Origin of the sequence: Agrobacterium leguminum (assembly GCF_005144435.2) — a bacterium.
GTDB classification, from domain to species: domain Bacteria; phylum Pseudomonadota; class Alphaproteobacteria; order Rhizobiales; family Rhizobiaceae; genus Agrobacterium; species Agrobacterium leguminum.
This window is the reverse complement of the sequence record NZ_CP120211.1, coordinates 802,947-829,841: the sequence shown is the minus strand read 5'-3', so window position 1 is coordinate 829,841 and position 26,895 is coordinate 802,947. Positions and strand designations below refer to the sequence as shown.

The following is a 26,895-nucleotide window of genomic DNA, read 5'->3' as shown; positions in this document are numbered from 1 at the left end:
CGAATGGCGACGCCAAAGGAACCAGCGGAGACGAGAGCCATGAGCCAGTCGGGCAAGAACGGTCTTACCTATAGTGATGCAGGTGTGGATATCGACGCCGGCAACCTGATGGTCGAAAAGATCAAACCGGCGGTGCGTTCGACGCGGCGTCCCGGTGCGGACGGCGAAATCGGCGGCTTCGGCGGCCTGTTCGATCTGAAAGCCGCAGGCTTCACCGATCCGGTTCTGGTGGCCGCCAATGACGGCGTCGGCACCAAGCTGAAGATCGCCATCGATGCTGACTATCACGACACCGTCGGCATCGATCTCGTCGCCATGTGCGTTAACGATCTCGTCGTCCAGGGCGCAGAACCGCTGTTCTTCCTCGATTATTTCGCCACCGGCAAGCTCGACCCCGACCAGGGTGCGGCCATCGTTTCCGGCATCGCCGCCGGCTGCCGCGAATCCGGCTGTGCGCTGATCGGCGGCGAAACCGCTGAAATGCCCGGCATGTATTCCGATGGCGACTATGATCTCGCGGGCTTTGCCGTGGGTGCGGCCGAACGCGGCCAGCTTCTGCCGGCCGGCGACATTTCCGAAGGCGACGTCATTCTCGGCCTCTCCTCTTCCGGCGTTCACTCCAACGGCTTTTCGCTGGTGCGCAAGATCGTGTCGATCTCCGGCCTCGACTGGAACGCCCCTGCCCCCTTCGCGGATGGCAAGAAGCTCGGCGAAGCGCTGCTGACGCCGACCCGCATCTATGTGAAGCCGCTTTTGAAGGCGATCCGCGAGACCGGCGCGCTGAAGGCGCTGGCGCATATTACCGGCGGCGGTTTCCCGGAGAATATTCCGCGCGTTCTGCCAAAGCATCTCGCTGCCGAAATCGATCTCGACGCGATCGAGGTTCCCGCCGTCTTCTCGTGGCTGGCGAAAACCGGCGGCGTCGAAGCGAAGGAAATGCTTCGCACCTTCAATTGCGGCGTCGGCATGATCGTCGTCGTTTCGGCTGAAAATGCCGAAAAGGTCACCGAGGTTCTGACCGCCGAAGGCGAGACCGTCTTCCCGCTCGGCCGCATGGTCGCCCGCGAAGAAGGCGCGCATGGCACCATCTACAAGGGCGCTCTCGGCCTATGATGAGCGCCGCCTTCCCGTCCGGCCGCAAACGCGTCGTCGTTTTCATTTCCGGCAGCGGCTCCAACATGGTGTCGCTGGCCAAGGCCTGTCAGGCGGCGGATTTTCCGGCGGAAATCGTCTGCGTCATCTCGGACAAGGCGTCTGCGGGCGGGCTGGAAAAGGCACGGGGCATGGGCATTCCCACACTCGTCTTCGAGCGCAAGACCTATGCCAGCAAGGCCGAACATGAGGGCGCCATTCTGGCCGCACTTGGTGAAATCGCGCCCGATATCATTTGTCTCGCCGGTTACATGCGGCTGATATCGGGGGATTTCATTGCTCCCTATGAAGGGCGCATCATCAATATCCATCCTTCCCTGCTGCCGCTTTTCCCCGGCCTGCACACCCATCAGCGCGCCATCGACAGCGGCATGAAGATTTCCGGCTGCACCGTGCATTTCGTCACCGAAGGCATGGATGAAGGCCCGACCATCGCGCAGGGTGCGGTGCCGGTCGTTTCCGGCGATACGGCCGACACGCTGGCGGCGCGGATCCTGACAGTTGAGCATCAGCTCTATCCGCTCACCCTGAAGCGGCTTGCCGAAGGCAAGGTTCGAATGGAAGACGGCAAGGCGGTCTCCACGGATGGCGAAAGTAATATTGAGTATTCCAACCTCATATCCGCCTCCTGATAAAGCTATAACTAAAGTACAAAAACACCAATAATGGTATTTTTCAGAAAATAAACCGATCGTTTACCATAATCATCTTTAATGCCGGCAACGGCCCTTATTTCGGGCCCTCCGGTCATTTAGGAGCGATTATGCCATTTTCGAGATTTTCCCTGCCGCTTTCGGTTGTTCTGCTGGCGGGCGCCAGCCTGCCCGTCGCGGCTGAGCAAAGCGGCATTACAGCCTCAGTGGATGCCGGCGTTCTCAATCTCCGCGCGACGGAAACCGTCCATATCGGTGGTCGCAAGCTGAGCGAACTCGAATGGGAAACCAAAAACGCCGTGGCATTGCGCGGCTCGCTCGGGCTTGAACTAGCGCCCGGCTGGCGCGTCAAGGCGGAAGGCCGCGTCGGCTTCGAGGGCGACGGCTATATGACCGACTATGACTGGGTTTGGCCTTTCTCCAGAGATAGCTCGAAGGACAATTGGAGCCACCGTTCCCAGCATGACGACACGCGGCTCGACCATTATTTTTCGGGAAGCCTCGAACTCAATCGCATGCTGCTGGACGATCCGCAGCAATATCTCAGCGCCGGCGTCGGTTTTCGTTATACGGATGTTCAATGGTCGGCTTATGGCGGCAACGCCGTTTACAGCGTTTTCTCCCCCCGCGATTTCTCCGGCAAATTCAAGGATGGCCTCAAGGGGATCACCTATCGCCAGCAAATCCCGGTCTTCTACGGCAACCTGACGGGCGGCCAGAGGTTCGGCAACTGGTCGCTCAATCTGGGCCTCGAAGGCGGCGCCATGGTCTACGGCAAGGCGACGGACGATCACTGGCTGCGCGACATGCGCTTTACCGACAAATTCGACGTCGCCGGCATGTTCGGGGTGAAGGCTGGCGTCGCCTATGACCTGACCGAGAATGCCTCGATCTATCTCGACGGCGCATATGACTATACCAGCCTCGGGCGCGGAGACACCCACTACAGCGGCGCAGGCGCCGGCGACCTGTCATCGGAAAAGAATGCCGGCGGCGGTGACTTGCAGTCGATTTTCGTGGGGATGGGTGTGAGAGGACGCTTCTGATTTCGATGGCGACCGTCGAAAAGAGATCGACCTGACGTGCTTGGCCAACCACTTGACCAAGTACGATGGCGCTCCTACTATCATCATGAATATGAGCGAGGCCATGGCTGCCATGACGATTACGATCAAAGTCGGTGAAGCAAAAACGCACCTTTCAGAGCTTCTGGCCAAGGTCGAGGCGGGAGAAGAGGTCGTTATTGCGCGTGGAAATGAGCCTGTGGCGCGTCTCGTCAGGGCGAACGATTTCCAGTCCCGCCAACAGCTCGTCGCCGCGATACGCGCAGAGAGGTCGCAACGGGCCAAGACGACGGCGGATGAAATCAGAGCGTGGAAAGAAGAAGGCCGCAAATAATGGCCTTCGTTGTGGATGCATCGGTTGTCGCGGCCTGGTTCCTGCCTGACGAGGATGGCGCAGTTGCCGACGACGCTCTGGCGCGACTGGAAACGCAGGACGCTTTCGCACCCGATCTTCTGTCACACGAGTTGCGCAACATATTGCTTTCGGCCGAACGCCGAAAGCGTATTTCCGCGGATGACATCTTTGCAATTCTCATGCGTTTCACCAGCCTGCCGGTTACGCTTTCATCAAGCGCCGATCACGTGTCGATTATTCGTCTGGCGCAAAAACATGCCCTTTCCGCTTATGACGCTGCCTATCTGTCGCTCGCGATTTCGCACAACGCGCCTCTGGCAACACAGGACAGAAAGCTTGCGGCTGCCGCAAAGCTGGAAAACGTCGCGTTCGTCTAAGGTTTGTTCAGAGCCGGGCGCGATTTAACATCGCCCATTGCAGCAGAATGATCGTCTTGGAATCGGTGATTTCACCCGATGCGATCATCGCGAAGGCTTCGTCCAGCCGGTAGGTCAGAACCTCGAGATCCTCGCCTTCGTCCTCCAGTCCGCCGCCGCTGCCGGCCTGCACGTCAAGATCGATGCGGGCGACGAAGAGGCTGACCTTTTCCGTCAGCGTGCCAGGGCTGGCATACATATCGAACAGATAATCGACCTTTTCGACGGCGTAGCCGGATTCTTCCATCGCCTCACGGCGGATGGCGACAGCCGCATCGTCGTCGTCGAGAAGCCCCGCCGGCACCTCGATCATGAAGCTTTGATCGCCGTTCACGAAGGCGGCGGGGCGGAACTGGCGCACCATCACCACGCTGTCGCGCTTCGGATCATAAAGAAGAATGGCGGCGGCGCTGCCATGGTCATGGACTTCACGGACGATACGGATGGTTTTGCCATCCGGCATGCGCTGGTCGAAAACGAGCTTCTGCATATGCACGAAGCCCTTCCAGACGGTTTCTTTTTCCACCAGCCGGATTCTGCCCGCATCCGTGTCGGCCGGAATATTTTTCGCCTGCGTCTGTGTCACCGGATATGTCCTTGCCTGTCGTGGGATTTCAGCCTGCCCGTGTTGCGGCGCAATATCAAGCCTCGCGGGCCTCGTCATCGCGGCGGAGCCAGACCTTGTTGTCGTGAAAAGCCGCACCGCCATAGGGAGCGACGGCATCGGCGCCGGTCAGCACATTGATGCCTTCGCCATCCAGATGCGCCCTGTTTGGCCACAGCCCTTCGGCGATCAGCACACCCGGTCTTGCACCCTCCACGATTTTCGCATGGAGACGCACTTCGCCGCGCGCATTGCCGATGCGGACGATATCGCCATCGGCGATGCCGTTGCCGCTCGCATCCTCGGGACAGATCATCAGTTCCGGGCGGCCTTCCTTCTGCACGGAGGTCTTCGTTTCCGCGAAGGTGGAGTTCAGGAAGTTGCGCGCCGGCGATGTCGCCAGCCGGAAGGGATGGTCACCGTCCACGGTTTCGATGACGTCGACCTGATCCGGGAATTTCGGAAATTGCGCAACAGGCCCCATCACACCGATATTTTTCGGCGGCTTGTTCGGAGAGGGTCCGGTTGCCCATTCGGGACTGAAGCGGAATTTGCCATCACCGTAACCGAATCCTTCGAGATAATGCGCCACCTCGAAGGAGGGTTGCGCATCGATCCACTTCTCTTCAGCCAGCGTGTCGAAATCGCCCCAACCGCTGACTTTGAGCATTCGGTCGACATGATCGCGGGCCGAAAGGCCGAAGCCCGGCATATGGTCGACGCCGAGGCGTTTTGCCAGTTCCTCGATGACGAAGAGATTGGTGCGCACCGTTTCCGGCGGCTCCACCAGTTTGGGCCCAAGCAGAATGTGGTTCTGGCCGCCGGCGCGGTAGATGTCGTCATGTTCGAGGAACATGGTGGCGGGCAGCACGATATCGGCCACATCGGCCGTCTCGGTCATGAACTGCTCATGCACGGCGACGAAGAGATCGTCGCGCAGGAAGCCCTGTTTCACCAGCCGCTGTTCGGGCGCGACATTGACGGGATTGGTGTTCTGGATGAGCAGCGCCGTCACCGGGCCGCCATGGCGCAGCGCCTCCGCGTCCCCCGTCAGCACGCGGCCGATCTGCGACTGGTCGAGCTGGCGCACCTCGGGGTCGGCGTAAGAACTGCCCATCAGCTCCGCCTTGTTGAGCCGGAAGATGTCGCCATTGTTGTGGAACGCGCCGCCGCCCTCATATTGCCAGGAGCCGAGAACCGTGGCGATGGAAAGCGCCGCATGCATGGCGACCGCGCCGTTGCGCTGGCGGGCAAAACCATATCCGAGCCGGAAGAAGGTCTTCTTCGTGGCGCCGACCAGCCTTGCGAAATCCTCGATTTCGTCGACGGAAAGGCCGGTGATTTCGGATGCCCATTGCGGCGTCTTCGTCTTCAGATGCGCCTCGAGCCCGGCCGGATCGTCGGCGAAGCGCGCCATATAATCACGGTCGGCGTAACCGTCGCGGAAGGCGATGTGCATGACGGCGCAGGCAAGTGCGGCATCCGTGCCGGGGCGGACGACGAGGCGCATATCCGCCTGCTTCATGGTCGGATTGTCGTAGATATCGACGACGACGATCTTCGCGCCGCGTTCCTTACGGGCTTTCACCGCATGGGTCATGACATTGACCTGCGTGGCGACCGCGTTGGTGCCCCAGATGACGACGACATCGGCCTTGGCGATCTCGCGCGGATCCGGGCCACGCAATGCGCCGGTGCCCATAACATAACCAGTCCAGGCCATGTTGGTGCAGATCGAACCGAAGAAGCCGGAATATTTCTTGGCGTGGCGCAAGCGCTCGATGGAATCCCGCTGCACCTGCCCCATGGTGCCGGCGTAGAAATAGGGCCAGATGGCCTCAGTACCATGCCGCGCTTCGGCCTTGACGAAAGCGTCCGCCACCTCGTCCAGAGCCGCTTCCCAGGAGATTTCCTGCCAGTCGCCGGCGCCCTTCGCACCCTTGCGGCGCTTCGGGGTCAGAAGACGGCCGGGATGATAGATGCGTTCGGAGTAACGCGCCACCTTGGCGCAGATCACGCCGGCGGTGTACGTATTGGCGTTAGCCCCGCGCACGCGGCCGATGCGGCCATCCGCATTGATGTCGACCTCGAGCGCGCAGGCGCTCGGACAGTCATGCGGGCAGACCGTGTGTCCGATACGGACTTCGGACTTCGGGGCGGCTTTTTCAGCGGAAATCGGGGTCGCAACGTTCATGTCTTTTGTATATTGCATCAACGATGCGGCAAAAAGGCCGAAGTGACGTCCATCAAGAATATTCATCCTGACCATTCATCCGGATAAACGGCAAGCGAGACACATCCATGAACTACCGCCACATCTATCACGCCGGCAATTTCGCGGATGTCCTCAAACATGCCGTTCTCGCCCGCCTCGTGCGTTATCTGCAGAACAAGGACAAGGCCTTTCGCGTGCTGGACACCCATGCCGGCATCGGGCTTTACGACCTGACCTCGGAAGAAGCGCAGAAGACCGGCGAATGGCAGACCGGTATCGGCAAGCTGATGGAGGCCGATCTGCCTGCCCCCATCGCCGAACTGCTGGAGCCCTATCTTGACGCCGTGAAGGAGCTCAATCCGGAAGGTGGCGTGAAATTCTACCCCGGCTCACCGAAACTCGCGCGCATGCTGTTTCGCCCGCAGGACCGGCTTTCGGCCATGGAACTGCACCCGGATGACAGCCGGGCGCTCGCACGCCTGTTCGAGGGTGATTACCAGGTGCGTGTCACCGAGCTGGATGGCTGGCTGTCGCTCGGCGCGCATCTGCCGCCGAAGGAAAAGCGCGGCCTCATCCTCGTCGATCCGCCTTTCGAGCTTGAGAATGAATATCAGCGTCTGGCCGATGGCTTGAACAAGGCCTATCGGCGTTTTTCCACCGGCACCTATTGCCTGTGGTATCCCTTGAAGAAAGGCGCACCGATCAAGGACTTCCACGAGCGGCTGCAATCCTTCGACATTCCGAAGATGCTGTGCGCGGAGCTTTCCGTCAGAAGCGACCGGCTGGATGGCCTGAGCGGCTCCGGCCTCATCATCGTCAATCCGCCCTATACGCTGAAGGACGAGTTGCACACGCTGCTGCCCTACCTGAAGACAACGCTGGCGCAGGACAGGTTTGCCTCGCAGCGCGCCTTCTGGCTGCGCGGCGAGGAAAAATCGGAAGACAATTGAGGGGCTATCTCAGCCCTTCCCGCCTCTGCGCCTGCGCAAGCTGTGACCGTTCGAAGAACAGGATCACGAACAGGGCCATGATAAAGGGAATGATGAGGTAGAACAGCCGGAAGACCAGAAGCGCCGCGATGACGTCCGCCGGGTTCATGTCCGGCAGGCCGGTGACGAAGACCAGCTCCAGCACCCCCAGGCCGCCCGGCGCATGCGAGATGAGCGCCGCCGAGAAGGAAACCAGAAATATGCCGAGAATGACCATATAACCGGGATTTCCGGCTTCCGGCAGCGCGAAATAGATGATGCCCGCCGCGCCGATCAGCTCAATCGGGCCGATGACGAGTTGCTGCGCAACAAGCTTCGGCGCGGGGTACGGCAGCACGAAGGAACCGATTTTCAGGGGTTTCAGCCTGAGCAGGCTGCCAAGAATATAAAGGCCGACGAAAAGGAGCAGCAGCACGCCTGTGGTGGTGGAGGCTTCGACGGGCAGAATGCCGGTAAACCGTTCGGTGATGTCAGGCTCGTAAAGCAGCACCAGCCCGATCAGCATGATCGTGCCGATGAGGAAGGTGAAGGAGCAAAGGCCGACAAGCACGCCCACTTCCGCTACACTCAGCCCCTTGGACGTATAGGCCCGATATCGCACCACGGCGCCCGAGAATACCGAGGCCCCGACATTGTGAGACAGCGCATAGGTGGTGAAAGAGGTAAGCGTGATGAAGAACCAGTTCACTTTGCGGCCAAGATGCTGCAACGCGATGCGGTCGTAACCGGCGAGCGCGGCATAGGCCAGCAGGGTTGCAAGGCCCGAACACAGCCAGTCCCGCACGCGAATGGCTTTCAGACTGTCCCAGAGATCATCGAGCGACAGGCCGCGCAGTTCGTGAAAGAGCAACCATGCGGAAAAACCGATCGTCGCGAAGCCAACGACGGGCCAGATATATTTCTTGAATTTCATGCGGTCATGCCCGCCTATTTCCTCCAGCCTCACCCCAGCCCTGTTCCGTCTTTGCGGAAGATTCGTTCGACTTTATTCGTTATGCGGCAAAGCTTTCAACCTTTTCATCAAAGATTGGCGGTTTGCCCCGTTCACAAGTTGATGTAAGACCGGATCGTCGCCCGCCGGCGATGTGAGGTCGTCCATTTTCCGGAGAACGTACACGGAATGAAGCGTTATGCCGGTTTCATCGCCCTGGGCCTTCTGTCGCTCGGCGCATTGTGGTTCGCGCGGGAAAATCCGGCACCGACCGACCCCGCCGGCAACCGGCAGACGCAATCCCAATCGCAGACCGCCGGCAACTCCCGGCCGGACGCTCCAGGGCGTAACGTTTCCCGACAGGAGACGGGCAAAAACCCTGCGCCCCGCGGAAACGGGTTCGATTTTTACGTGTTGTCGCTCTCCTGGTCACCGGCATTCTGCGCCAGCTCCGAAGGCTCGGGCAACCGCCAGCAATGCGGCAGCGACAGGCGTTACGGTTTCGTGGTGCACGGGCTGTGGCCGCAGAACGAAAACGGCTATCCGGAATTCTGCCAAAGCGGCGAGCCCGACCGTGTTCCGGACGCGATCGGCCGCACCATGTTCGATATCATGCCGTCCATGGGTCTGATCGGCCACCAGTGGCGCAAGCACGGCTCCTGCTCCGGCCTGTCGCAGAGGGACTATTTCTCGGCGACACGCGCCGCCTTCGAAGCCATCCGGCTGCCGGGAAAGATCGCCTCGGGCGCCGAAGCCGCCACTCTCTCCGCTGACGCCATCGAAACCGCCTTCACCGACGCCAATCCCGGCCTGTCGAAACGCGGCATCTCCATCAGCTGCGACGGCAGGCGCCTAGAGGAAGTGCGCATCTGCCTCAACAGGGACATGACATTCCGCGACTGCCCCGAGCTTGACCGCAAGGGCTGCCGCGCCAACGCCACGGAAATCATCCCCATTCGCTAGAGCGCATCGAATGTTGCCTGTTGCGCTCTTCTACACATTTTCCAGACATAAAACCGCTATGCAGTTTTATTGACTATTCCAGTCCCCAGACGACAACCCACAGGACCCGACCATGGAACTGCTCTACTCGCCCGCCTCCCCCTACTCCGCCAAGGTACGTATGGCCGCGCGCCATCTCGGCATCGACATTACCTCCGTGCGCGTCGATACCAGTGCCGAGCCCGCAACGCTGATGGACAACAATCCGCTCGGCAAAATTCCGGTCCTGCTTCTGGATGAAGGCGGCTCGGTCTATGACAGCGTGGCGATCATGCATTATCTCGACCGTCTTTCGGGCGGCAAGCTCTACCCGAAAAAGAACGGCAAGCGCACGGATGTGGAAATTCTCGAAGCGCTGTGCGACGGCATCATGGATTGCCTGCTCGCCATCGTTTACGAGCGTCGTTTTCGCCCGGAAGACAAGATCCATCAGCCATGGATCGACAAGCAGTGGAGCAAGGTGGTCCGCGGGCTTGATTATCTCAACACCAACCTGCCGAAAACCGGCAAGAAGCTGCATGGCGGCCATTTCGCCCTTGCCGCGATGATCGGTTATCTCGACCTGCGTTTCGCCGGCGAATGGGCCGAAGGGCGCGATGCGCTGGCCGGCTGGCCGGAAACCTTCGGCAAGCGTTTCGAAGCCTATGCGGAAATGAAGGCCGCCGCCTGAGGCGGATGCAGAAGCACGCCTGGCCGGAAGGCCGGGCATTCATGCCGACACATAAGACCGAAAAACAAAAAAGCCGGGGCGAAAACCCCGGCTTTTCCAAATAGCGATCCTTGAGGGATCAGAACTTGACGCCGATACCGGCCTTGACGGAGTGGTCGTCATAACCACGCGAGAAGGCGTCGTTGCCGAGCGTGTAGTCCTTCTTCTGGTAGTCGCTGTAGCGATATTCCAGACGAGCGGTGATGTTGTCGGTAACCATGGCTTCAACACCGGCACCAACCGTGTAACCGAGAGCCGTGGCGCTGTCCTTGTTGACGCCGTCACGAACCTTGTTGTCGGAAACAGCAAGACCGGCCGTACCATAGAGCAGGAACGGGTTCATGTCGTAACCGACGCGGCCACGCAGCGAGCCGTTGACGCCCTGCTTGCCTTCGACGGCGCGACCTGCGACCGTACCGGCAGAACCGCGCTCGTCACCGAGGTTGACGTCTGCTTCCGCACCGTAAACCAGCTGGCCGTTCTGCCAGTTGTAACCGCCGTAGAGACCGCCGCCAGCGCCCTTGGCGTCACGACCGTCGTTGCTGGAGCTGAAACGGCCCCAATCGTAGTTGACCGTACCACCGAGGTAGGCACCGGACCAATCCTTGACCGGTGCGGGCTGGTCGTAGGAAACCGGTGCCTGCGGCACTTCATTTACGGCGTCAGCGGCGTGAGCAGCCGAAAAGCCGGCGGCTGCCATGGTCGAAGCCATAAGGGTTGCTACGAAAATACGCATGCTATTCTCCTTTCAGGACCGCTCTGTACTCAAAACTATTGTTCTCAGACGCGGTGTAAACTCGTCGGGTTAATCGCCCCTCTGGAAACTGAATTTGATAGGAGAATGCGGAGATCAAAGAGCCAAAATGTGAATTGTTTGGGGCAGCGACGTGACTAGAATTAGACGTTGCCTAATTGCCACAAGGGGTTTATTAACCCTAACAGAAGCCTAACCAGCAATAGATCGTCTTTAAACTTAGTTATATTCAAATTAAACCGAAATTGCATTGCGAATAAAAAATCGCCCAATTCTTTTGGGGCCGATGGACAGCTTGCGATTTGCATTTATATCCAGCAAATAGGACGGATATGAGCAAATGCAGGTCAGCCGTGAAAGAAAATATACAAAAGACAGTCTTGATAACGGGAGCCGCCCGCCGGCTCGGGCGGGCAATCGCCACCGATCTGGCCGCCCATGGCTTCGCCATCGCCGTCCATGCCAATGCATCCATGGCCAGCGCCGAGGAATTCGCTAACGAAATAAGGCAGAAAGGTGGCAAGGCCGTTGCCGTTCAGGCGGATCTGACACAATCCGGGCCTGCTTCGGGGCTCGTCGAACAGGCTGCGTCAGTGCTGGGGCCTATCGGCGTCGTTATCAACAATGCGTCGGTTTTTCTCGACGACTCGGCGGACAAGCCCGATCCGGTGATCTTCGACACACATTTCGCCGTGCATGTGCGGGCGCCCTCCCTCATCGCCGCCGCCTTTGTCGAGCAGCTGCCCGCGGATAAATCCGGGCTGATCGTCAATATCATCGACCAGCGTGTGCTTGCGCTCACGCCACGGTTTTATTCCTATACGCTTTCGAAATCGGCACTCTGGACGGCCACGCGGACGATGGCGCAGAGCTTTGCGCCGCGTGTGCGGGTCAACGCCATCGGGCCGGGTCCCACCTTCAAAAGCGAAAGACAGGCGCCCGAGGACTTTCAGGCGCAGATCGACGGCCTTATATTAAAGCGTGGTCCCGCACCGGACGAGTTCGGGCGGACGATTCGCTTTCTTTTCGACACGCCGTCGGTCACCGGACAAATGATCGCGCTCGACGGCGGCCAGCATCTTGGCTGGGAAACCCCTGACGTGGCGGAGATAAATGAATGAACGGAAAGAAGCTGCCTGATGGCGGTATTCTCTTCGATGAAACCGACGACGAAGACGACGATGCAAACCTTGCCGCGACCGATGCGGCCGAGGTATCGAGCGACGTTGCCGGCATGGACTGGAATGCGGGCTGGAAGAACGAATCCGGCCTGAAGGGCATGGATCTGATCGGCGAATTCGTCAAACACCTGCCGAATGCGCCGGGCGTCTATCGCATGTTCAACGAGGCGAACGACGTTCTTTATGTCGGCAAGGCGCGCTCGCTGAAGAAGCGTGTCGGCAATTACGCGCAGGGCCGCGTGCATTCCAACCGCATTGCCCAGATGGTGCGGCTGACCGCCCATATGGAATTCGTCACCACCCGCACAGAGACCGAAGCGCTTCTTCTGGAAGCGAATCTCATCAAGCGCTTGCGGCCGCGCTTTAATGTGCTTTTGCGCGACGACAAGTCTTTTCCCTATATTCTCATTACCGCAGACAACCGCGCGCCGGCGATTTTCAAACATCGTGGGGCGCGGGCGCGCAAGGGCGATTATTTCGGCCCCTTTGCGTCGGCCGGCGCAGTCGGCCGCACGATCAATTCGCTGCAACGCGCCTTTTTGATCCGCACCTGCACCGACAGCGTGTTCGAAACCCGCACGCGTCCCTGTCTACTTTACCAGATCAAGCGCTGTTCCGGCCCCTGCACGCATGAGATCAGCGATCAGGGGTATGAAGAACTCGTCAAGGAAGCCAAGGATTTCCTGTCCGGCAAGAGCCAGAGCGTCAAGACCGCGATTGCGCGGCAGATGAACGAGGCGGCCGAGGACCTCGATTTCGAGCGCGCCGCCGTCTATCGCGACCGGCTGGCCGCGCTTTCGCATGTCCAGAGCCATCAGGGCATTAACCCAGCCGGCATTGAGGAAGCGGATGTCTTCGCCATCCACCATGAAGGCGGCATCTCCTGCATTCAGGTGTTCTTTTTCCGCACCGGGCAAAACTGGGGCAACCGCGCCTATTTCCCGAAGGCCGACCCTTCCCTGCCCGGTTCGGAAATCCTCAATGCATTCCTGGCGCAGTTTTACGACGACAAGCCGGTGCCGAAGCAAATACTGCTTTCCGAAACGGTGGAGGAGCAGGAGCTGCTGGCCGCAGCACTCGGCGAAAAGGCCGGGCACAAGGTGACAATCAGCGTGCCGCAGCGCGGCGAGAAGAAGGACATCACCGACCATGTGCTTGCCAATGCCCGCGAGGCGCATGGCCGCAAGCTGGCGGAAACCTCGTCTCAGGCGCGGCTGCTGAAAGGTTTTGCGGAAACCTTCGGTCTTTCCTATGTGCCGCGCCGGATCGAGATTTACGATAACTCCCATATCATGGGCACCAATGCCGTGGGCGGCATGGTGGTGGCGGGGCCGGAAGGTTTCGTGAAGAACCAGTACCGCAAGTTCAACATCAAATCGACCGACATCACCCCCGGTGACGACTTCGGCATGATGCGCGAGGTGATGACCCGTCGCTTCTCGCGTCTGTTGAAGGAAGAGGGAAAGCCCGACCGTGGGCAGACGCAGACGCCGACGCCGGAGGAAGCCGCCGATATGCCCTTCCCCGCCTGGCCCGATGTGATCCTGATCGATGGCGGCCAGGGCCAGATGACGGCGGTACGGGCCATTCTCGACGAACTCGGCATTCGCGACTGTGTGACCGCCATCGGCGTCGCCAAGGGCGTGGACCGCGAGGCGGGCCGCGAACGCTTCTTTGCGGATGGGCGCAGCGATTTTTCGCTGCCGCCGCGCGATCCCGTGCTCTATTTCATTCAGCGTATGCGCGACGAGGCGCACCGCTTCGCCATCGGCTCGCACCGGGCGCGTCGCAAGAAGGAAATGGTGCGCAATCCGCTCGACGAAATCTCGGGAATCGGTCCGGGCCGCAAGCGCTCCCTGCTGCAGCATTTCGGCACGGCCAAGGCGGTTTCCCGCGCCGGCCTTAACGATCTGATGGCTGTCAGCGGCATTTCGGAGACGGTTGCGCGGCAAATCTACAATCACTTCCACGAGAGCGGTAGCGATTGATGCCGCGCCGTCGTGGCGAACTGCTAAAAAAACATAATCACATGTTGACGCTATGCCCTGGCGGCGGCATCAAGGCAGCTAATCTTAGACTGACAGGTTTCCCATGGCTTCGCGCGCATACAGCATTCCCAACCTACTCACCTATGGCCGCATCCTCGCGGTTCCTGTCATCGTTTTGTGCTTTTTCATCGAAGGGAAACTGGAAAGCTCGGATTTCGCGCGCTGGACGGCATTGTGGCTGTTCATCATCGCCTCGCTGACCGATTTCCTCGATGGTTATCTCGCACGCATCTGGAACCAGACGTCGAATATCGGCCGTATGCTGGACCCGATCGCCGACAAACTGCTGGTCGCCTCCGTCCTGCTTTTGATGGCGGCGGATGGCACCATTGCCGGCTGGTCGCTCTGGGCGGCCATCACCATTCTCTGCCGCGAAATTCTGGTCTCGGGCCTGCGCGAATATCTCGCGGCGCTGAAGGTTAGCGTTCCCGTCACCCGCATCGCCAAATGGAAGACCACAATCCAGATGGTCGCCATCGCCTTCCTGCTCGCGGGTCCTGCGGGCGACAAGGTTCTGCCCTACACGACCGAAATGGGCATTACCCTGCTGTGGATCGCGGCGGCGCTGACCATGTATACCGGCTATGATTACTTCAAGGCCGGCCTGAAGCACATCGTGGACGAAGACTGATGACACGGATCGTTTATTTCGCCTGGGTTCGCGAGAAGATCGGCACGGATGAAGAAGAGCTGGACATCCCCTCCTCCGTCACCACCGCCGGTGAGCTGATCGCCTGGCTTGCGACACGCGGCGAGAATTACGAAGCCGCCTTCGAATTCCCCAACGTGATCCGCGTCGCCGTCAATCAGGAACATGTCGAGCATGATGAAAGCATCGTCGGCGCGCGCGAGATCGGCATCTTCCCGCCGATGACGGGGGGATGAGCGGATGCAGCCAACGGTCCGCGTGCAGGCAGAGGATTTCGACGCTGCGGAAGAAACCCGCCGGCTGACGGAAGCTGACAGGAGCATCGGCGCGGTCGTGGCCTTCACCGGGCTCTGCCGGGATGATGGCGGCACGCTTGCGGCGCTGGAGCTTGAACACTATCCCGGCATGGCGGAGGCGGAAATAACCCGCATTGCCAAACTTGCCATGGAGCGTTTCGGCCTTCTCGGCCTCACCGCCATCCACCGCCACGGCAAGATCGCCACCGGCGAAAATATCGTCCTCGTCATCGCAGCTTCATCGCATCGACAGGCCGCCTTTGATGGCGCCAATTTCGTGATGGATTATCTCAAGACATCCGCCCCGTTCTGGAAAAAGGAACATGGCAAGGATGGCTCGGCGGGCGACTGGGTTGCGGCAAAGACAACCGACGACACGGCCAAGGACAAGTGGCGATAGAGCATTTCCAGGAAAAGTGGAGCCCGGTTTTCCGTCCGGAAATGCGACGAAACAAAGAGTTAGAGCGCTTTCGCGATTAGAAGAAACGCGAAAGCGCTCTAGGGGCCAGACTCAGGGTGCTTCCACCCTGCTGCGCATGACAATCAGCCAGCCGACCAGCATCGCCAGAACCACCGCATCGCGCCAGGCGGCCGGTCCGTAACCGACCCAGAAAGTTTCCGCAAAGCCGACGGCGGCGGCCCCAAGGCCGCAGATCAGCGGACTGGCATAACCGCCCGCCGCCGAAATCAGCACCACCTTCAGCCCAAAGACCAGACCGGCGCCGAAATCCATGGTGCCGTAATAAAAAGTGGCCAGCACGCCGGCGATGGCGGCCACGAGGCCCGCCGCACAATAGGAGACGAGAAATATCCGACCCGCATTCACCCCGCATAAAGCGGCGGCGAAAGCATCGTCCGAGACCGCCTTCCAGCGCCTGCCGAAAGCGGAACGGCCAAGATAAAGCGAGCCTGCGAGAATGAGCAGGCAGAAGGCCGCCGTGTTCAGCATCTGCATCGGCGTCAGGGTCACGGCAAAGCCACCATCGGCCCAGAAGCGCACCGGCTGAGACAGAAGCGGCGGCAGCCATAATTGCCTTGTGTCGGCGGCCAGCCTCGCGCTTTCGGTCAGCGCGATCAGCACGCCGACGGAGGCGACGGTCACGGCATTGGGGGAGGCTTTCGCCAGCGGCCGCATCACCGCCCTGCCGACAAAACCCGCCGCCCACAGCCCGCCCAACAGGCCCGCCCCTGCCCCGAGCGCCAATGTTGCCGGCAAAACCAGCCACAGCCGGTTCCAGCCGAAATCGGCAAATAACAGGCAGGTCTGGCCGGCAAAGGCGAATATGGCGCCATAGGTGACATCGGCGCGTTTGGTGACCGAAAAGGCGATGGCATAACCAAAGGCCAGAACCGCATAGAGCGAGGCGACCGGCACGGCATTCAGCAATTGTTGCAGGAAATAGGCCAAGCGCGTCCTCCCGCCATGATTATAACTGTTAAAACTCATTTTGACAGTTATAATGCGCAGCATGACCTTTCGCTGGACAGAACATCGTTTCGCAGGCGGCGCATTGGCGCTGGATGTCGCCAACAGCGTGATCCTGCGCTCGGATGCGGCAAAATCAGTCGACCGTTTTGCCGTGCCGGCGCAGATCGCAGCCTTTGCCGAAGCGGCCACAAGGCTCGGTGCGGAACGTGACAGGTTTCCCACGCTCATCGCGCCCGAGGCGGAAAAGCAGGCGGTTTTTCTCGATCTTCGCGAGGCTGTCGACGATTATTTCCGCGCCGCCATTACCGGCGGCGGCGATGGCGACGGCAGGCTGGCCGGGCTTCTCTTCGCCTGCGGCACGGCGCTGCGGACGTTTCCGCTTGCCGAAAGCCTCGGCAACGCCACCGCCCATTCCGCCCTCTCGCTGCTTGCCGGTGAGACACGGGAGCGGCTGCGGATCTGCGGCAATTGCGGCTGGCTTTTCATCGACCGCAGCAAGAACAGAAGCCGTATCTGGTGCGATATGGCGGTGTGCGGCAACCGGCAGAAAGCCAGCCGGCACTATCACCGGAAGAAGGACGTGCGATCATGAGAAGAATTGCCCTTCCCTTGCTGGCGATTGCGGGAATGCTCGCTCTTTCAGGCTGCCAGCGGGACGAACCGCGCGAAGTGGCGAAGGTTTCCGGCCGGATGTTCGTTTTCAACTACCGCGTCGCCATCGCCACCTATCTGGTGACGCTTCAGCGCATCGCGCCCGTTCGCGATGGCAGCACCGTGGAAGCGACGTTCGAAAACCCGCGCGGCGGTCCAGACCTCACCAGCCGCGAGAAGATTTTCCCGAAGGACGAAAAGATCACGGTTCAGAGCCCACCGGTGGAATGCGTGAAGCAGGACCGGCCCTATAAGGTCACCATCCGCATCAAGGGGCCGGAAGGCGACATTCTCCAGACCATCGAAACCACGATCCGCTCCGACACCGACCAGTCGCTTCTTCCCGCCAAGCCGCTGGTGGTCGGCCCGCTTTATACGCCCAATCCGGAGGTGTTCAAACCGGATGGTACGACGGATATGCGGCCGGCTCAGGGGTGTCCGGCGTCATAGGCACGACGGAATGAATGACGTGAAGACGTCCCCTCCCTCATTCCTGTGCTCGTCACAGGAATCCAGTCAGCCCAAGTCCTTGGGCTGAAAGGACTTCTCTCGCCGCGCAGACGCGCGCCGGCTGGATTCCTGTGACAAGCACAGGAATGAGGAAGGTGGAATGACTGCGGCTGCGGCCCAGCCCTTTACCACCTATCAAAACAAAAAAAAACGGAGCCTTTCGGCTCCGTTTCTTCGAGTCTTTTCAGCAGCTTCATGCAATCGCCTGCAACAGCGATTCAAGCCGTTGAGATTTTGAATCAGCCGACGATTTCGGTTTCGGCGAACCAGTAGGCGATTTCCTGTGCGGCGGTTTCCGGGGCGTCGGAGCCGTGAACGGAGTTTTCGCCGATGGAGAGCGCGAAGGTCTTGCGGATGGTGCCTTCAGCGGCCTGGGCCGGGTTGGTGGCGCCCATGATTTCGCGGTTCTTGAGGATGGCGTTTTCGCCTTCCAGAACCTGAACGATGGTCGGGCCGGAAGTCATGCCTTCAACGAGTTCGCCGAAGAAGGGACGCTCTTTGTGAACGGCGTAGAAGCCTTCGGCTTCGCGCTTGCTCATCCAGACGCGCTTGGAGGCGACGACGCGCAGGCCGTTGTCTTCAAATACCTTGGTGATCGCGCCCGTCAGGTTACGCTTGGTTGCGTCCGGCTTGATCATCGAAAATGTGCGTTCAATCGCCATATGTCCGTTTCCTTTTCCTTCAGAGAAAGTGGGCGGTCTTTACCCGCCCAAAGGCCCGAAAACAAGGGGGATCGACGAGATTGCGACGATGATGCCAGACATTTCACGCCGCTGTCACACTGCGGCCTCTCGCATCGTAGAGATCGAGGCAGCCTTCGAACCAGTCCCGCACGGGGTCGTTATCGGCGAACAAATCCGCCCCGGTGGTGATCCGCGCCCATTGCAGCGCGCCGAACACGATGTAATCCGCAAAAAGCGGCGATGTGCCGCCGATGAAAGGCTGGAAGCTCAGCATACGCCGGATCGGCGCAAGCAATGCCGGAAAGGCTGCGATTTCCGCCTCGCGGTTCGCCACCACATCCTCGAGCGGGCGGCCGAGCGCTTTCGTGCGGCTATCGCGGAAATAACGGCGATCCGGCTCATCCAGCATATTGTGGATATCGAGCACGGCAATGCGCACGATGGCCGGGTGAAGCACCGTCTGCGACCAGCTTTCGACGAAACGGGCCATTGCCTTGCCGCCCTCGCCGTTGAACAGCGACGGGCGCTCCGGGTAAGCCTCGTCCAGATAAAGCGCGATTTCGAAACTGTCGCTCACCAGCTCGTCACCGTCGCGCAGGATCGGCACGGTCTTCGAAAACCCGTCCTCCACCGTCGGGATCACCGTGAAGGGTAAAGGCCGCTCCTCGAAATCCAGCCCCTTATGCGCCAGCGAAAGCACGGTTTTCCAGCAATGGGGAGAAAATGGCCGGGAAGTATCGCTTCCGCATAGCGAATAAAGCGTTCTGGAAGTCGTCATGGGCTGCCCCTCTTCTGCAACATCGATGGAGCGATATAAAAACGGTCGCCGCCCGAAATCAAATCAGGATTTGTCATATTATCGATCAAGGAACGCTTGGGGGCACACCCGCCTTCCGCAACGCGGAATTTATGCTTCGTGACGGCAAAATTCTTCGTGGATTTATTCTATTTTAAACCGTCGCTTGTAAGAATAACGCCGTTCAACAATCGGTTATCGCCGGTCCATTCATAATATTCCATTGCTATTGGGGCTGTCAGTGACGATATCGGCGGGCGATAAAAAACGCGAACAGGCAAGAAGCGCTCTTGTCGTTACCAAGATCACGCAGTTCATCGCCAAGATGAACATTGCACCTTTGCCACGCAATTATGAATTGATCTATGAAATATTGTCCGGACACAATCCGGCCATGGGCCGTGACATTCTCGCGCTCGGCAATGCGCCGCAGCAGCATGAAATCGACCTCATCGGCCAGCGGCACAATCTGCCCGGCTTTTCGCGCATCGAAGCCGAACAGATGGCAAGCGAGGCCTTCGATACACTGACGCAGATTTCCGCGCGGCTGGATGCAAGCCTTCAGCGCACCGAAACTTTCCTGGCCAGCCTTGAGCAGGATGAGGATGGCGAGCCGCCCGCAACGGAGCGCTTCGTCGATTTGCTGGGCGATATCCACGAAGAACAGACGAGCCTTCGGCATTTCATCGCCATGGGGCTGGTGAAAATCCGCGAGGTTGAAAGAAATCGCGGGGAGCTTCAGGCCGCCTCGCTGCGCGATGCGCTAACCGCGCTTCCCAACCGGGCTGCCTTTCTTGAAAAGCTCGGCGGCCTGTTTTCAAAGGACCGGGCCGCCTCCGCCACCACGCTCGCGCTGCTGGATATCGACCATTTCCGGGAAATCAACGGCAAATACGGCTCCGCCGCCGGCAACAAAGCGCTCAGAAGGCTTGCCGCCCTGTTTCGCAAGACCATCAAGAAGGACGATTTCGTCGCCCGTATCGGTGGCGATGAATTCGCCTTCCTGTTTGCCGGCGTGCCGCAGAACACGGCCGAGGCCATTGCCGAGCGGTTGCGGCAAAGCGTGGAGGCGCTGCGTTTCGTGACGCAGGAAGGAGACGGCGAACATCTGACCGTTTCAATCGGCGTCGCCGCGGTGGATGGAACCGCAACGCCCGCTGAATTTTTCAGCCATGCCGAACTCGCTCTGCTTTCGGCCCGCTGCGGCACGCGCAACTGCGTCGTCGGTTATTCGCGGGAGGTGGCGCAGCATAGCCGCAGCAGCTATCTGGCGCAGCTCGGCGATTGACAGTTTAATCTCGCCCGATGTGGCGCGGGCGCTCTTGCCTTGGCCAGACAGTTCGGCCAAAACGGCGCCATGATTACGATTACCGATCTTTCCGCTCGTATCGCCGGGCGTCTGCTTCTCGACCATGCCAGCGTGACGCTTCCCGCCGGTGTGAAGGCGGGCCTTGTTGGCCGCAACGGCGCCGGCAAATCCACCCTGTTCCGGGTCATCACCGGCGATTTCTCGGCGGAAAGCGGTTCGGTGACAATCCCGAAACAGGCCCGCATCGGCCAGGTGGCGCAGGAAGCCCCAGGCACGGAAGAATCGCTGATTTCCATCGTGCTTTCGGCCGACAAGGAGCGCAGCGCGCTTTTGGCCGAGGCGGAAACCGCAACCGATCCGCACCGTATCGCCGAAATCCAGATGCGGCTTGTCGATATCGACGCCCATTCGGCGGAAGCGCGCGCCTCCAGCATTCTTGCCGGCCTCGGTTTCGATCATGAGGCGCAGCTTCGCCCGGCCTCCTCCTTCTCCGGCGGCTGGCGCATGCGCGTGGCGCTCGCCTCCGTGCTGTTTGCAGAGCCCGACCTGCTACTGCTCGATGAGCCGACCAACTATCTCGACCTCGAAGGCACGCTCTGGCTGGAGGATTATATCCGGCGTTATCCGCATACCGTCATCATCATCAGCCACGACCGCGATCTTCTCAACAATGCCGTCAACTCCATCGTGCATCTGGACCAGAAGAAGCTGACCTTCTATCGCGGCGGTTACGACCAGTTCGAGCGGCAGAAGGCCGAGGCCGACGAATTGCAGATGAAGGCGAAGGCGAAGAACGACGCCGCGCGCAAACACCTGCAAAGCTTCATCGACCGTTTCCGCGCCAAGGCCACCAAGGCGCGGCAGGCGCAGAGCCGCATCAAGGCGCTGGAGCGCATGGGCACCGTCGCCGCCGTGATCGAGGATCACGTCCAGCCGATCACCTTCCCGGAGCCGGAAAAGCAGCCCGCCTCCCCCATCGTCGCCATCAATGGCGGGGCTGTGGGTTACGAGCCGGGCAAATCCATTCTGAAGCAGCTCAATCTCAGGATCGACAATGACGACCGCATTGCGCTGCTCGGCTCCAACGGCAACGGCAAATCCACCTTCGCGAAATTCATTTCCGGCCGGCTTGCGCCGCAGGCGGGCGATCTTCGCGTCGCCCCTGGCCTGAAGATCGGTTTCTTCGCGCAGCATCAGCTCGATGACCTCGTGCCGGATGAAACGCCGGTCGAACATGTGCGCAAGCTGATGCCGCTGGCCCCGGAGGCGCAGGTGCGCTCCCGCGTGGCGCAGATGGGTCTCGCGACGGAAAAGATGGCGACGGCGGCAAAGGACCTTTCCGGTGGCGAAAAGGCCCGGCTTCTGATGGGACTTGCGGCCTTCCACGCGCCGAACCTGCTCATCCTCGACGAACCGACCAACCATCTCGATATCGACAGCCGCCGTGCGCTGATCGAGGCGCTGAACGATTACAGCGGCGCGGTTATCCTCATCTCGCATGACCGCCATCTCATCGAGGCGACGGTGGACCGGCTGTGGCTGGTGGCTGACGGCACGGTCAAGACCTTCGAAGGCGACATGGAGGAATATCGCGATCTCGTCGTTTCCTCCGGCAAAAAGAAGGAAGACAAGACCGACGCTGTGGCCGATCAGGCTTCCAAAGCCGATCAGCGCAAGGCAAGCGCGGAAAAGCGCGCCCAGCTCGCGCCGCTCAAGAAAAAGATCAACGAAATCGAATCCCTGACGGCAAAGCTTGAGAAAACGATTCAGTCGCTCGACGCCGAGCTGGCGGATCCCGTCCTATACGAAAAAGCGCCCGCCAAGGCCGCACAGAAAGTGAAGGAGCGCGGCGAGGCCGCCGCGAAGCTTTCGGATGCGGAAGAGCAATGGCTGCTGCTTTCGAGCGAATATGAGGAAGCAATGGCGGGGTGATGCGCAACTGCGCTTTCGGTTAAACTGGAAATGCTCTAGGCGCATGCCCTGCGCGGTTGCAGGCGGTCGAGCGGTACGGCGGGGGAATAAAGATAACCCTGCCCGAAGCGAATGCCCATCTGCATGAGGAGCCGGCTCTGCTCCTCGGTTTCTATGCCTTCCGTCACCAGCTTTGCGCCGTAACGCTCCGCACTCTCGAAGGCGAGCGCAATGGCCTCCCTGAACCGCGACTGGTCGAGCCTCGATGTCATCCAGTGATCGATCTTGACCTCTTCGAACGGGAACCGCGCCAGCAAAGTGAGCGCGGCATAACCGGTGCCGAAATCATCGAGCGCCAGCCGGATGCCCGCGGCAATCAGCGTATCGAAATTCTGCTGCACAACATCGGTGGTCGGTATCCTGCTCATCTCCGTCACTTCGATCGAGAGGCGATGCGCCGGCACCGCCATTTCGTGCAGCAGCGCCACGACCCGGTCTGCGAAATGCGCGCTCGCAAAGGACGAAGCGGAAATATTCACCGCCAGATGAAAATCCGCCTCGAGGCCGTGCAGGTCGCGAAGATCGCGCACGACGGCTTCGATCGTCGACCATTCGAATTCCACCAGCAGCCGATGGCGTTCGGCGATCTCCAGCACATAATAAGGCGAAAGCGCCTGCCCCCGCGCATCGACCGCGCGCAGCAGCGCTTCGGCGCCGATCATGCGGCGATTGCGCATTTCGAATTTCGGCTGATAACAAATGGGCGGCGTGCCGGATTTGATCCAGTTGACCAGCATCTGCCGCACCGCCTCGTCCCGTGTCGCTTTTTCGGCAAAGGAGAAGGGGAAAATCTGCACCGGATGATCGCTTCCTTTGAGCGCGAGGCTGAGGTGCCTGAGGAAGGAGGCTACGTTCTGCCGGGAAAGCCGGTCCAGATTCGCCGCCCCGATTTTGAGATGCGGCACCGGCCCCGCCTCCGCCGAGCGGCAAAATGCGCTCAACCCGTCATGCAGATGCATCATGAGTTTCGCACTTTCAGACTTCTCCAGCGAAATCCCCCGCATGACGACCGCAAGTGTCGTATCGCCGAACATGAAGCTGCAGGGCGTATTGGACCTGCACAGCAGGCCGTCTTCGCGGTCGCAGATTTCCCGCGCCAGCCTCGGCCAGAAAAGATCGCTCCAGTCCTCGCCCTCGCAGGCGGCGACATCGGCGATATTGATGATCTCGATCAGAATGAGGGCGTGCGGAACAGCCGGCTCCTGCCGCATCGTCGCTTCAATATGGTCCTTGAGGGCGCGCCGGTTGGGCAGGCCGGTCAATGAATCCGTCCGCGCCGCCACCTCGCGTTGCCTCGTCTCTTCCCGCGCCCGCGCCTCGCTGCGCAGAAGGATGAACAGGCAGAAGATCATCGGCAGGCCGACGGCGACCGCGCCCAGCGTGCGGCGACCTATTGCACTCAAAAACAGCGACTGGTCGACCAGACCAAGGGCGAATGAGACAGAGACGGCGAGCAGCACGGCAATGAACCTGACCGCGAAGACGGTGAGAATATCCCTAATTCCCAGATCGGCGAGGCGGCGCTTGCGCATCCAGCCGTACATGATGATGCCGCAGGCCGAAATGACGACCATGTCCTGCAGGGCCGCAAAAAACAGCACGGGACCGCCGAACACGAAACGCCCCGCTGCCACGAGCGACAGGCTGATCAGCCCGCCCTGCCAGGACCCCAGTACCCCGGCCAGAAACAGCAGGTCGGAGCGGATATAGGGCTTGGAGGGCAGCTTGATGAACTCGGAAACCAGCAGCGTCAGCAGAAAGCCCGCCACTCCGAAGACGATGCCGTAATAGACTTTGTAGCGAGGATCCTCGAGGGCAATGTTTCGCCGCAGAAGGATCAGTACGGACACCATGCCAACCACGGCGGCCGCCTGAAGCAGCAGGAATGGAAGCTCGGCAGCCGATGCTGCCGCTTGTGCGGCGATCAATTCCATCATCTGCATTCCCCGGTTATTATTTGTTCTGGCGCCGGCATTCCGGCACATGGCCTTCATAAATCCTGCTTCGTGCAGGACAGAATTTATATCACATCGCCCGACCTTCAGGGCCTAAGCCGATATTGCAGCTTCGACGCCGCAAAGCTCCGCTGGTCCGATAATCGTCGCCATATTCCCGGAGGCGAGCACCAGCCGGTCGCGTCCCTGACGCTTCGCCTCGTAAAGCGCCATATCGGCCCGGTTCACCATCTCGTATATGATTTCCCTGCCGTCACCGGAAACGGCAATGCCGAGGCTGACCGTGACGATTTCCCGCCCGTCGGGACGGTTGAGATGGGGTATGGCCTCGTCGATCACGGCCAATCTGAGCCTTTCGCCGATGGCGAGCGCGGCGGAAACAACGCAATTGTCGAGCAGAACCACAAATTCCTCCCCACCATAGCGTGCGACGAAACTTCTGTCGCCATCGTCCTTCCGCAAGCCGCCGCGCAGCCTGCCGGCGATCCTGCGCAGGCAATCGTCGCCAGCCAGATGGCCCTCCGAGTCATTATAATTCTTGAAATAATCGACATCGATAAGGATGAGCGCGCGGGGCCGGCCGCTGCCGCCCGAAGCCTCTGTCGCCGCCTCGTCAAAGCTGCGGCGGTTGCGAATTCCGGTGAGCTGGTCGGTATTGGAAAGCTGCTGAAGCTCGTGATTTGCGTTCTGGATCCTCTGCAGCAGCGTCTTTTCACGCAGCGAGGCGAGATAATCCCGCCTTTCCACCTGTTCGATGCGATAGGCCGCAAACAGCGAGACGGCGCTGATCCCGACCGAGCACATGATGGCCGGTATTCTGGCCACCTCGCTCGTCACGGCGACATATTGCATACCACCGATGAAAACCGCCATGCAGCCGACCGTTCCGAGGACAGCAAGCGGAAACGGCTTGCGGTGTATCGTATTCATGTAGAGGACGACGGTGACGATGCCCATATAATATTCGCTCGCCGAGGCGGTCTTCGCACTGGCATATATGTACATCAGCGACGCCACGACCAACATGCAGCCTAGCCCGTGCAGAACCTCATGCGCCACGGCATCGGCGCGCGCCCTGAGCGCATAATACCGGGCTGGAAAATAAAGAAACAGAAGCGGCGTGATGACGAACAGGCGGACCGTCAGATCAAGCCAGATGATCTCCGGCACCAGATTCATGTCCACAAACACGTAGAGATTGTAGAGGATGGCGCCGAAAATCAATCCATATGTATTGAATTGACGGCTGCTTTCATTGACTTTCCGAACGAAGCCAGACGAACGGTCATCTTCAAGTAAAATCACCACGCACCCGTTCTTTAAAAATCTACTCAAGCGAAATCTAAAATTATTATGGATATTCGCAGAATATACCTAAAAAAATTAAAATTAAAACCGTCACTCAGAGAAAACAACACTCTAAAACACAGTAAAATATTTGCACCCATCAAATATTACGCTATCAAAGAATACACATGTCGAAAATTTGTTATGACGTTACAGTTTGAAAAAAGACGTTCCCGGTGGAAACGATCACCTTGCTCCTTCGGTCGTTTCTGCTAAAAACTTGTAAAAATCACACTTTATCCCATGCAGCACTCACACGGGTTCCACTTCATGTCAGCCACCAAGCTTGCCATCGTCGGCGTCGGCAAAATCGTTCGCGACCAGCATCTTCCCGCCATTGCAGGCAATCCGGATTTTGAATTGATCTGCACCGCAAGCCGTCACGGCACCGTGGACGGCGTCGCTTCCTATGGCACCATCGAGGCCATGCTGGAGGCTGTGCCCGATATCGATGCGGTATCGCTGTGCATGCCGCCGCAATATCGTTACGAGGCGGCCTACGCGGCGCTGAATGCCGGCAAGCACGTCTTCCTCGAAAAGCCGCCGGGCGCCACCCTTTCGGAAGTGCAGGATCTCGTCCGGCTGGCGGATTCGAAGGGTCTTTCGCTGTTTGCGAGCTGGCATTCGCGTTATGCGCCGGCGGTCGAGGCTGCGAAGGCGTTCCTGGCTTCCACCAAAATCGACAGTGTGCATGTCATCTGGAAAGAGGATGTGCGCCACTGGCACCCGAACCAGGCCTGGATCTGGCAGGCGGGCGGTCTTGGCGTGTTCGACCCCGGCATCAACGCGCTTTCGATCATCACCCATATCCTGCCGCGCGCCCTGTTCCTGACCAAGGCGACGCTGGAATTCCCGGAAAACCGCGACGCCCCGATCGCCGCCGACCTGCATTTTTCCGATGTGACGAAAACGCCCGTCCATGCCGAATTTGACTGGCGCCAGACCGGCAAGCAGAGCTGGGATATCGTTGCCGAAACGGCAGCGGGACGGATGGTGCTTTCGGAAGGCGGCGCAAAGCTCTCGATCAACGGCGAAGAAAAACTCTCCCAGCCGGAACGGGAATATCCGGCCCTTTACGCGCGTTTCTCGGAAATCATCAAGGCAGGCCGCTCCGATGTCGATCTTGCGCCGCTGACCCACGTGGCCGACGCCTTCCTGCTCGGCCGTCACAAATTCGTGGATTCCTTCTACGACTGAGAAGCCGAAACGCTTCCCGAAGGACAATG

General features: G+C 59.8%; 27 protein-coding genes. 18 read left to right on the top strand and 9 right to left on the bottom strand.

Translation table 11 applies throughout. The annotated features are described in order from the left end of the window. The first annotated feature begins 39 nt into the window (after positions 1-39). From purM to CFBP4996_RS04065, 5 genes are all read left to right on the top strand, one after another. A complete protein-coding gene (gene purM, locus CFBP4996_RS04085; protein WP_080852301.1) occupies positions 40-1,113 on the top strand; it encodes a phosphoribosylformylglycinamidine cyclo-ligase in 1,074 nt (357 codons plus the stop codon). Next, the gene (purN, locus tag CFBP4996_RS04080) at positions 1,110-1,784 is read left to right on the top strand and encodes a phosphoribosylglycinamide formyltransferase (RefSeq protein ID WP_080852304.1); all 675 of its coding nucleotides are present in this window, start codon (positions 1,110-1,112) and stop codon (positions 1,782-1,784) included. Before purM ends, purN begins: the two co-directional genes overlap by 4 nt. 131 nt (positions 1,785-1,915) lie before the next feature. Further along, entirely contained in the window at positions 1,916-2,851 is a 936-nt protein-coding gene (locus CFBP4996_RS04075; protein WP_080852306.1) for an omptin family outer membrane protease, read from the top strand. A gap of 112 nt (positions 2,852-2,963) precedes the next feature. Beyond that, on the top strand, positions 2,964-3,203 hold the full coding sequence (locus tag CFBP4996_RS04070) for a type II toxin-antitoxin system Phd/YefM family antitoxin (protein WP_035261672.1): 240 nt from the start codon (positions 2,964-2,966) through the stop codon (positions 3,201-3,203). Beyond that, the gene (locus tag CFBP4996_RS04065) at positions 3,203-3,601 is read left to right on the top strand and encodes a type II toxin-antitoxin system VapC family toxin (protein WP_080852308.1); all 399 of its coding nucleotides are present in this window, start codon (positions 3,203-3,205) and stop codon (positions 3,599-3,601) included. Before CFBP4996_RS04070 ends, CFBP4996_RS04065 begins: the two co-directional genes overlap by 1 nt. Before the next feature lie 7 nt (positions 3,602-3,608). On the opposite strand, the gene CFBP4996_RS04060 is transcribed toward CFBP4996_RS04065, so the two are convergent. Beyond that, entirely contained in the window at positions 3,609-4,226 is a 618-nt protein-coding gene (locus tag CFBP4996_RS04060; RefSeq protein ID WP_080852310.1) for an NUDIX domain-containing protein, read from the bottom strand. Positions 4,227-4,281: 55 nt separating this feature from the next. Next, positions 4,282-6,504, bottom strand: a complete 2,223-nt coding sequence (locus CFBP4996_RS04055; RefSeq protein WP_162935887.1) for a molybdopterin-containing oxidoreductase family protein — start codon at positions 6,502-6,504, stop codon at positions 4,282-4,284. A gap of 41 nt (positions 6,505-6,545) precedes the next feature. Between CFBP4996_RS04055 and CFBP4996_RS04050 the strand changes: the two genes are divergently transcribed. Continuing rightward, the gene (locus CFBP4996_RS04050; protein WP_080852312.1) at positions 6,546-7,409 is read left to right on the top strand and encodes a 23S rRNA (adenine(2030)-N(6))-methyltransferase RlmJ; all 864 of its coding nucleotides are present in this window, start codon (positions 6,546-6,548) and stop codon (positions 7,407-7,409) included. Between the two features lie 4 nt (positions 7,410-7,413). On the opposite strand, the gene CFBP4996_RS04045 is transcribed toward CFBP4996_RS04050, so the two are convergent. Then, entirely contained in the window at positions 7,414-8,361 is a 948-nt protein-coding gene (locus tag CFBP4996_RS04045; RefSeq protein WP_003520764.1) for a lysylphosphatidylglycerol synthase domain-containing protein, read from the bottom strand. A 207-nt stretch (positions 8,362-8,568) separates the two neighbouring features. Between CFBP4996_RS04045 and CFBP4996_RS04040 the strand changes: the two genes are divergently transcribed. Further along, the gene (locus tag CFBP4996_RS04040; RefSeq protein WP_080852314.1) at positions 8,569-9,342 is read left to right on the top strand and encodes a ribonuclease T2 family protein; all 774 of its coding nucleotides are present in this window, start codon (positions 8,569-8,571) and stop codon (positions 9,340-9,342) included. Between the two features lie 112 nt (positions 9,343-9,454). After that, positions 9,455-10,051 (top strand): glutathione S-transferase, encoded by a 597-nt coding sequence (locus tag CFBP4996_RS04035; protein ID WP_059752466.1) that lies wholly within the window; start codon positions 9,455-9,457, stop codon positions 10,049-10,051. A 118-nt stretch (positions 10,052-10,169) separates the two neighbouring features. Here CFBP4996_RS04035 and CFBP4996_RS04030 read toward each other — a convergent pair whose 3' ends face one another. Beyond that, on the bottom strand, positions 10,170-10,826 hold the full coding sequence (locus tag CFBP4996_RS04030) for an outer membrane protein (RefSeq protein WP_035261664.1): 657 nt from the start codon (positions 10,824-10,826) through the stop codon (positions 10,170-10,172). A 350-nt stretch (positions 10,827-11,176) separates the two neighbouring features. Between CFBP4996_RS04030 and CFBP4996_RS04025 the strand changes: the two genes are divergently transcribed. From CFBP4996_RS04025 to CFBP4996_RS04005, 5 genes are all read left to right on the top strand, one after another. After that, complete coding sequence (locus tag CFBP4996_RS04025) at positions 11,177-11,965, top strand: SDR family oxidoreductase (RefSeq protein WP_080852317.1); 789 nt, start codon at positions 11,177-11,179, stop codon at positions 11,963-11,965. After that, entirely contained in the window at positions 11,962-14,013 is a 2,052-nt protein-coding gene (gene uvrC, locus CFBP4996_RS04020; RefSeq protein ID WP_162935888.1) for an excinuclease ABC subunit UvrC, read from the top strand. Before CFBP4996_RS04025 ends, uvrC begins: the two co-directional genes overlap by 4 nt. 103 nt (positions 14,014-14,116) lie before the next feature. Beyond that, positions 14,117-14,704 (top strand): CDP-diacylglycerol--glycerol-3-phosphate 3-phosphatidyltransferase, encoded by a 588-nt coding sequence (gene pgsA / locus CFBP4996_RS04015; RefSeq protein WP_059752461.1) that lies wholly within the window; start codon positions 14,117-14,119, stop codon positions 14,702-14,704. Further along, positions 14,704-14,958, top strand: coding sequence for a molybdopterin converting factor subunit 1 (gene moaD / locus CFBP4996_RS04010; protein ID WP_065654069.1), 255 nt, complete (start codon positions 14,704-14,706; stop codon positions 14,956-14,958). The genes pgsA and moaD overlap by 1 nt, the downstream gene beginning before the upstream one ends. 4 nt (positions 14,959-14,962) lie before the next feature. Beyond that, on the top strand, positions 14,963-15,418 hold the full coding sequence (locus tag CFBP4996_RS04005; RefSeq protein WP_080852318.1) for a molybdenum cofactor biosynthesis protein MoaE: 456 nt from the start codon (positions 14,963-14,965) through the stop codon (positions 15,416-15,418). Between the two features lie 111 nt (positions 15,419-15,529). Here CFBP4996_RS04005 and CFBP4996_RS04000 read toward each other — a convergent pair whose 3' ends face one another. Next, positions 15,530-16,426 (bottom strand): branched-chain amino acid ABC transporter permease, encoded by an 897-nt coding sequence (locus tag CFBP4996_RS04000; protein WP_080852320.1) that lies wholly within the window; start codon positions 16,424-16,426, stop codon positions 15,530-15,532. 52 nt (positions 16,427-16,478) lie between these two features. Here CFBP4996_RS04000 and CFBP4996_RS03995 point away from each other — a divergent pair, with 52 nt between their 5' ends. Both CFBP4996_RS03995 and CFBP4996_RS03990 read left to right on the top strand, forming a co-directional pair. Continuing rightward, complete coding sequence (locus CFBP4996_RS03995; RefSeq protein WP_170988560.1) at positions 16,479-17,039, top strand: CGNR zinc finger domain-containing protein; 561 nt, start codon at positions 16,479-16,481, stop codon at positions 17,037-17,039. Continuing rightward, on the top strand, positions 17,036-17,548 hold the full coding sequence (locus tag CFBP4996_RS03990) for a hypothetical protein (protein ID WP_020813409.1): 513 nt from the start codon (positions 17,036-17,038) through the stop codon (positions 17,546-17,548). Before CFBP4996_RS03995 ends, CFBP4996_RS03990 begins: the two co-directional genes overlap by 4 nt. Before the next feature lie 299 nt (positions 17,549-17,847). Here the strand turns inward: CFBP4996_RS03990 and ndk are convergent, their stop codons facing one another. Both ndk and CFBP4996_RS03980 read right to left on the bottom strand, forming a co-directional pair. Beyond that, positions 17,848-18,270 carry a nucleoside-diphosphate kinase gene (ndk, locus tag CFBP4996_RS03985; protein WP_003496769.1) on the bottom strand — a complete coding sequence of 141 codons (423 nt, stop codon included), beginning with the start codon at positions 18,268-18,270 and terminating at the stop codon, positions 17,848-17,850. A gap of 103 nt (positions 18,271-18,373) precedes the next feature. Continuing rightward, a complete protein-coding gene (locus tag CFBP4996_RS03980) occupies positions 18,374-19,069 on the bottom strand; it encodes a glutathione S-transferase family protein (protein ID WP_020813408.1) in 696 nt (231 codons plus the stop codon). 259 nt (positions 19,070-19,328) lie between these two features. Between CFBP4996_RS03980 and CFBP4996_RS03975 the strand changes: the two genes are divergently transcribed. Together CFBP4996_RS03975 and CFBP4996_RS03970 are read left to right on the top strand one after the other, a co-directional pair. Then, complete coding sequence (locus CFBP4996_RS03975; protein WP_162935889.1) at positions 19,329-20,375, top strand: GGDEF domain-containing protein; 1,047 nt, start codon at positions 19,329-19,331, stop codon at positions 20,373-20,375. A 69-nt stretch (positions 20,376-20,444) separates the two neighbouring features. After that, the gene (locus tag CFBP4996_RS03970) at positions 20,445-22,328 is read left to right on the top strand and encodes an ABC-F family ATP-binding cassette domain-containing protein (RefSeq protein WP_080852322.1); all 1,884 of its coding nucleotides are present in this window, start codon (positions 20,445-20,447) and stop codon (positions 22,326-22,328) included. A gap of 35 nt (positions 22,329-22,363) precedes the next feature. On the opposite strand, the gene CFBP4996_RS03965 is transcribed toward CFBP4996_RS03970, so the two are convergent. Continuing rightward, positions 22,364-24,304, bottom strand: coding sequence for an EAL domain-containing protein (locus CFBP4996_RS03965; RefSeq protein WP_080853193.1), 1,941 nt, complete (start codon positions 24,302-24,304; stop codon positions 22,364-22,366). A gap of 111 nt (positions 24,305-24,415) precedes the next feature. After that, entirely contained in the window at positions 24,416-25,630 is a 1,215-nt protein-coding gene (locus CFBP4996_RS03960) for a GGDEF domain-containing protein (RefSeq protein WP_080852323.1), read from the bottom strand. A gap of 309 nt (positions 25,631-25,939) precedes the next feature. On the opposite strand from CFBP4996_RS03960, the gene CFBP4996_RS03955 reads away from it, so the two are divergent. Then, positions 25,940-26,866: a Gfo/Idh/MocA family protein gene (locus CFBP4996_RS03955; protein ID WP_080852325.1), complete on the top strand. Its 927-nt coding sequence runs from the start codon at positions 25,940-25,942 to the stop codon at positions 26,864-26,866. The last annotated feature ends 29 nt before the right edge of the window (positions 26,867-26,895 follow it).

Excerpts from the sequence above, each read along its gene's own strand:
- CFBP4996_RS04075 (WP_080852306.1), top strand. The coding sequence starts at position 1,916 with ATGCCATTTTCGAGATTTTCCCTGCCGCTTTCGGTTGTTCTGCTGGCG.
- CFBP4996_RS04040 (WP_080852314.1), top strand. The coding sequence starts at position 8,569 with ATGAAGCGTTATGCCGGTTTCATCGCCCTGGGCCTTCTGTCGCTCGGC.
- pgsA (WP_059752461.1), top strand. The coding sequence starts at position 14,117 with ATGGCTTCGCGCGCATACAGCATTCCCAACCTACTCACCTATGGCCGC.
- purN (WP_080852304.1), top strand. The coding sequence starts at position 1,110 with ATGATGAGCGCCGCCTTCCCGTCCGGCCGCAAACGCGTCGTCGTTTTC.
- moaD (WP_065654069.1), top strand. The coding sequence starts at position 14,704 with ATGACACGGATCGTTTATTTCGCCTGGGTTCGCGAGAAGATCGGCACG.
- CFBP4996_RS03990 (WP_020813409.1), top strand. The coding sequence starts at position 17,036 with ATGAGAAGAATTGCCCTTCCCTTGCTGGCGATTGCGGGAATGCTCGCT.
- CFBP4996_RS04030 (WP_035261664.1), bottom strand. The coding sequence starts at position 10,826 with ATGCGTATTTTCGTAGCAACCCTTATGGCTTCGACCATGGCAGCCGCC.
- CFBP4996_RS04035 (WP_059752466.1), top strand. The coding sequence starts at position 9,455 with ATGGAACTGCTCTACTCGCCCGCCTCCCCCTACTCCGCCAAGGTACGT.
- CFBP4996_RS03970 (WP_080852322.1), top strand. The coding sequence starts at position 20,445 with ATGATTACGATTACCGATCTTTCCGCTCGTATCGCCGGGCGTCTGCTT.
- uvrC (WP_162935888.1), top strand. The coding sequence starts at position 11,962 with ATGAACGGAAAGAAGCTGCCTGATGGCGGTATTCTCTTCGATGAAACC.
- CFBP4996_RS03955 (WP_080852325.1), top strand. The coding sequence starts at position 25,940 with ATGTCAGCCACCAAGCTTGCCATCGTCGGCGTCGGCAAAATCGTTCGC.
- purM (WP_080852301.1), top strand. The coding sequence starts at position 40 with ATGAGCCAGTCGGGCAAGAACGGTCTTACCTATAGTGATGCAGGTGTG.
- CFBP4996_RS03995 (WP_170988560.1), top strand. The coding sequence starts at position 16,479 with ATGCGCAGCATGACCTTTCGCTGGACAGAACATCGTTTCGCAGGCGGC.
- CFBP4996_RS04005 (WP_080852318.1), top strand. The coding sequence starts at position 14,963 with ATGCAGCCAACGGTCCGCGTGCAGGCAGAGGATTTCGACGCTGCGGAA.
- CFBP4996_RS04055 (WP_162935887.1), bottom strand. The coding sequence starts at position 6,504 with ATGAATATTCTTGATGGACGTCACTTCGGCCTTTTTGCCGCATCGTTG.
- CFBP4996_RS04050 (WP_080852312.1), top strand. The coding sequence starts at position 6,546 with ATGAACTACCGCCACATCTATCACGCCGGCAATTTCGCGGATGTCCTC.
- ndk (WP_003496769.1), bottom strand. The coding sequence starts at position 18,270 with ATGGCGATTGAACGCACATTTTCGATGATCAAGCCGGACGCAACCAAG.
- CFBP4996_RS03980 (WP_020813408.1), bottom strand. The coding sequence starts at position 19,069 with ATGACGACTTCCAGAACGCTTTATTCGCTATGCGGAAGCGATACTTCC.
- CFBP4996_RS04025 (WP_080852317.1), top strand. The coding sequence starts at position 11,177 with ATGAGCAAATGCAGGTCAGCCGTGAAAGAAAATATACAAAAGACAGTC.
- CFBP4996_RS04065 (WP_080852308.1), top strand. The coding sequence starts at position 3,203 with ATGGCCTTCGTTGTGGATGCATCGGTTGTCGCGGCCTGGTTCCTGCCT.
- CFBP4996_RS03965 (WP_080853193.1), bottom strand. The coding sequence starts at position 24,304 with ATGATGGAATTGATCGCCGCACAAGCGGCAGCATCGGCTGCCGAGCTT.
- CFBP4996_RS04045 (WP_003520764.1), bottom strand. The coding sequence starts at position 8,361 with ATGAAATTCAAGAAATATATCTGGCCCGTCGTTGGCTTCGCGACGATC.
- CFBP4996_RS04070 (WP_035261672.1), top strand. The coding sequence starts at position 2,964 with ATGACGATTACGATCAAAGTCGGTGAAGCAAAAACGCACCTTTCAGAG.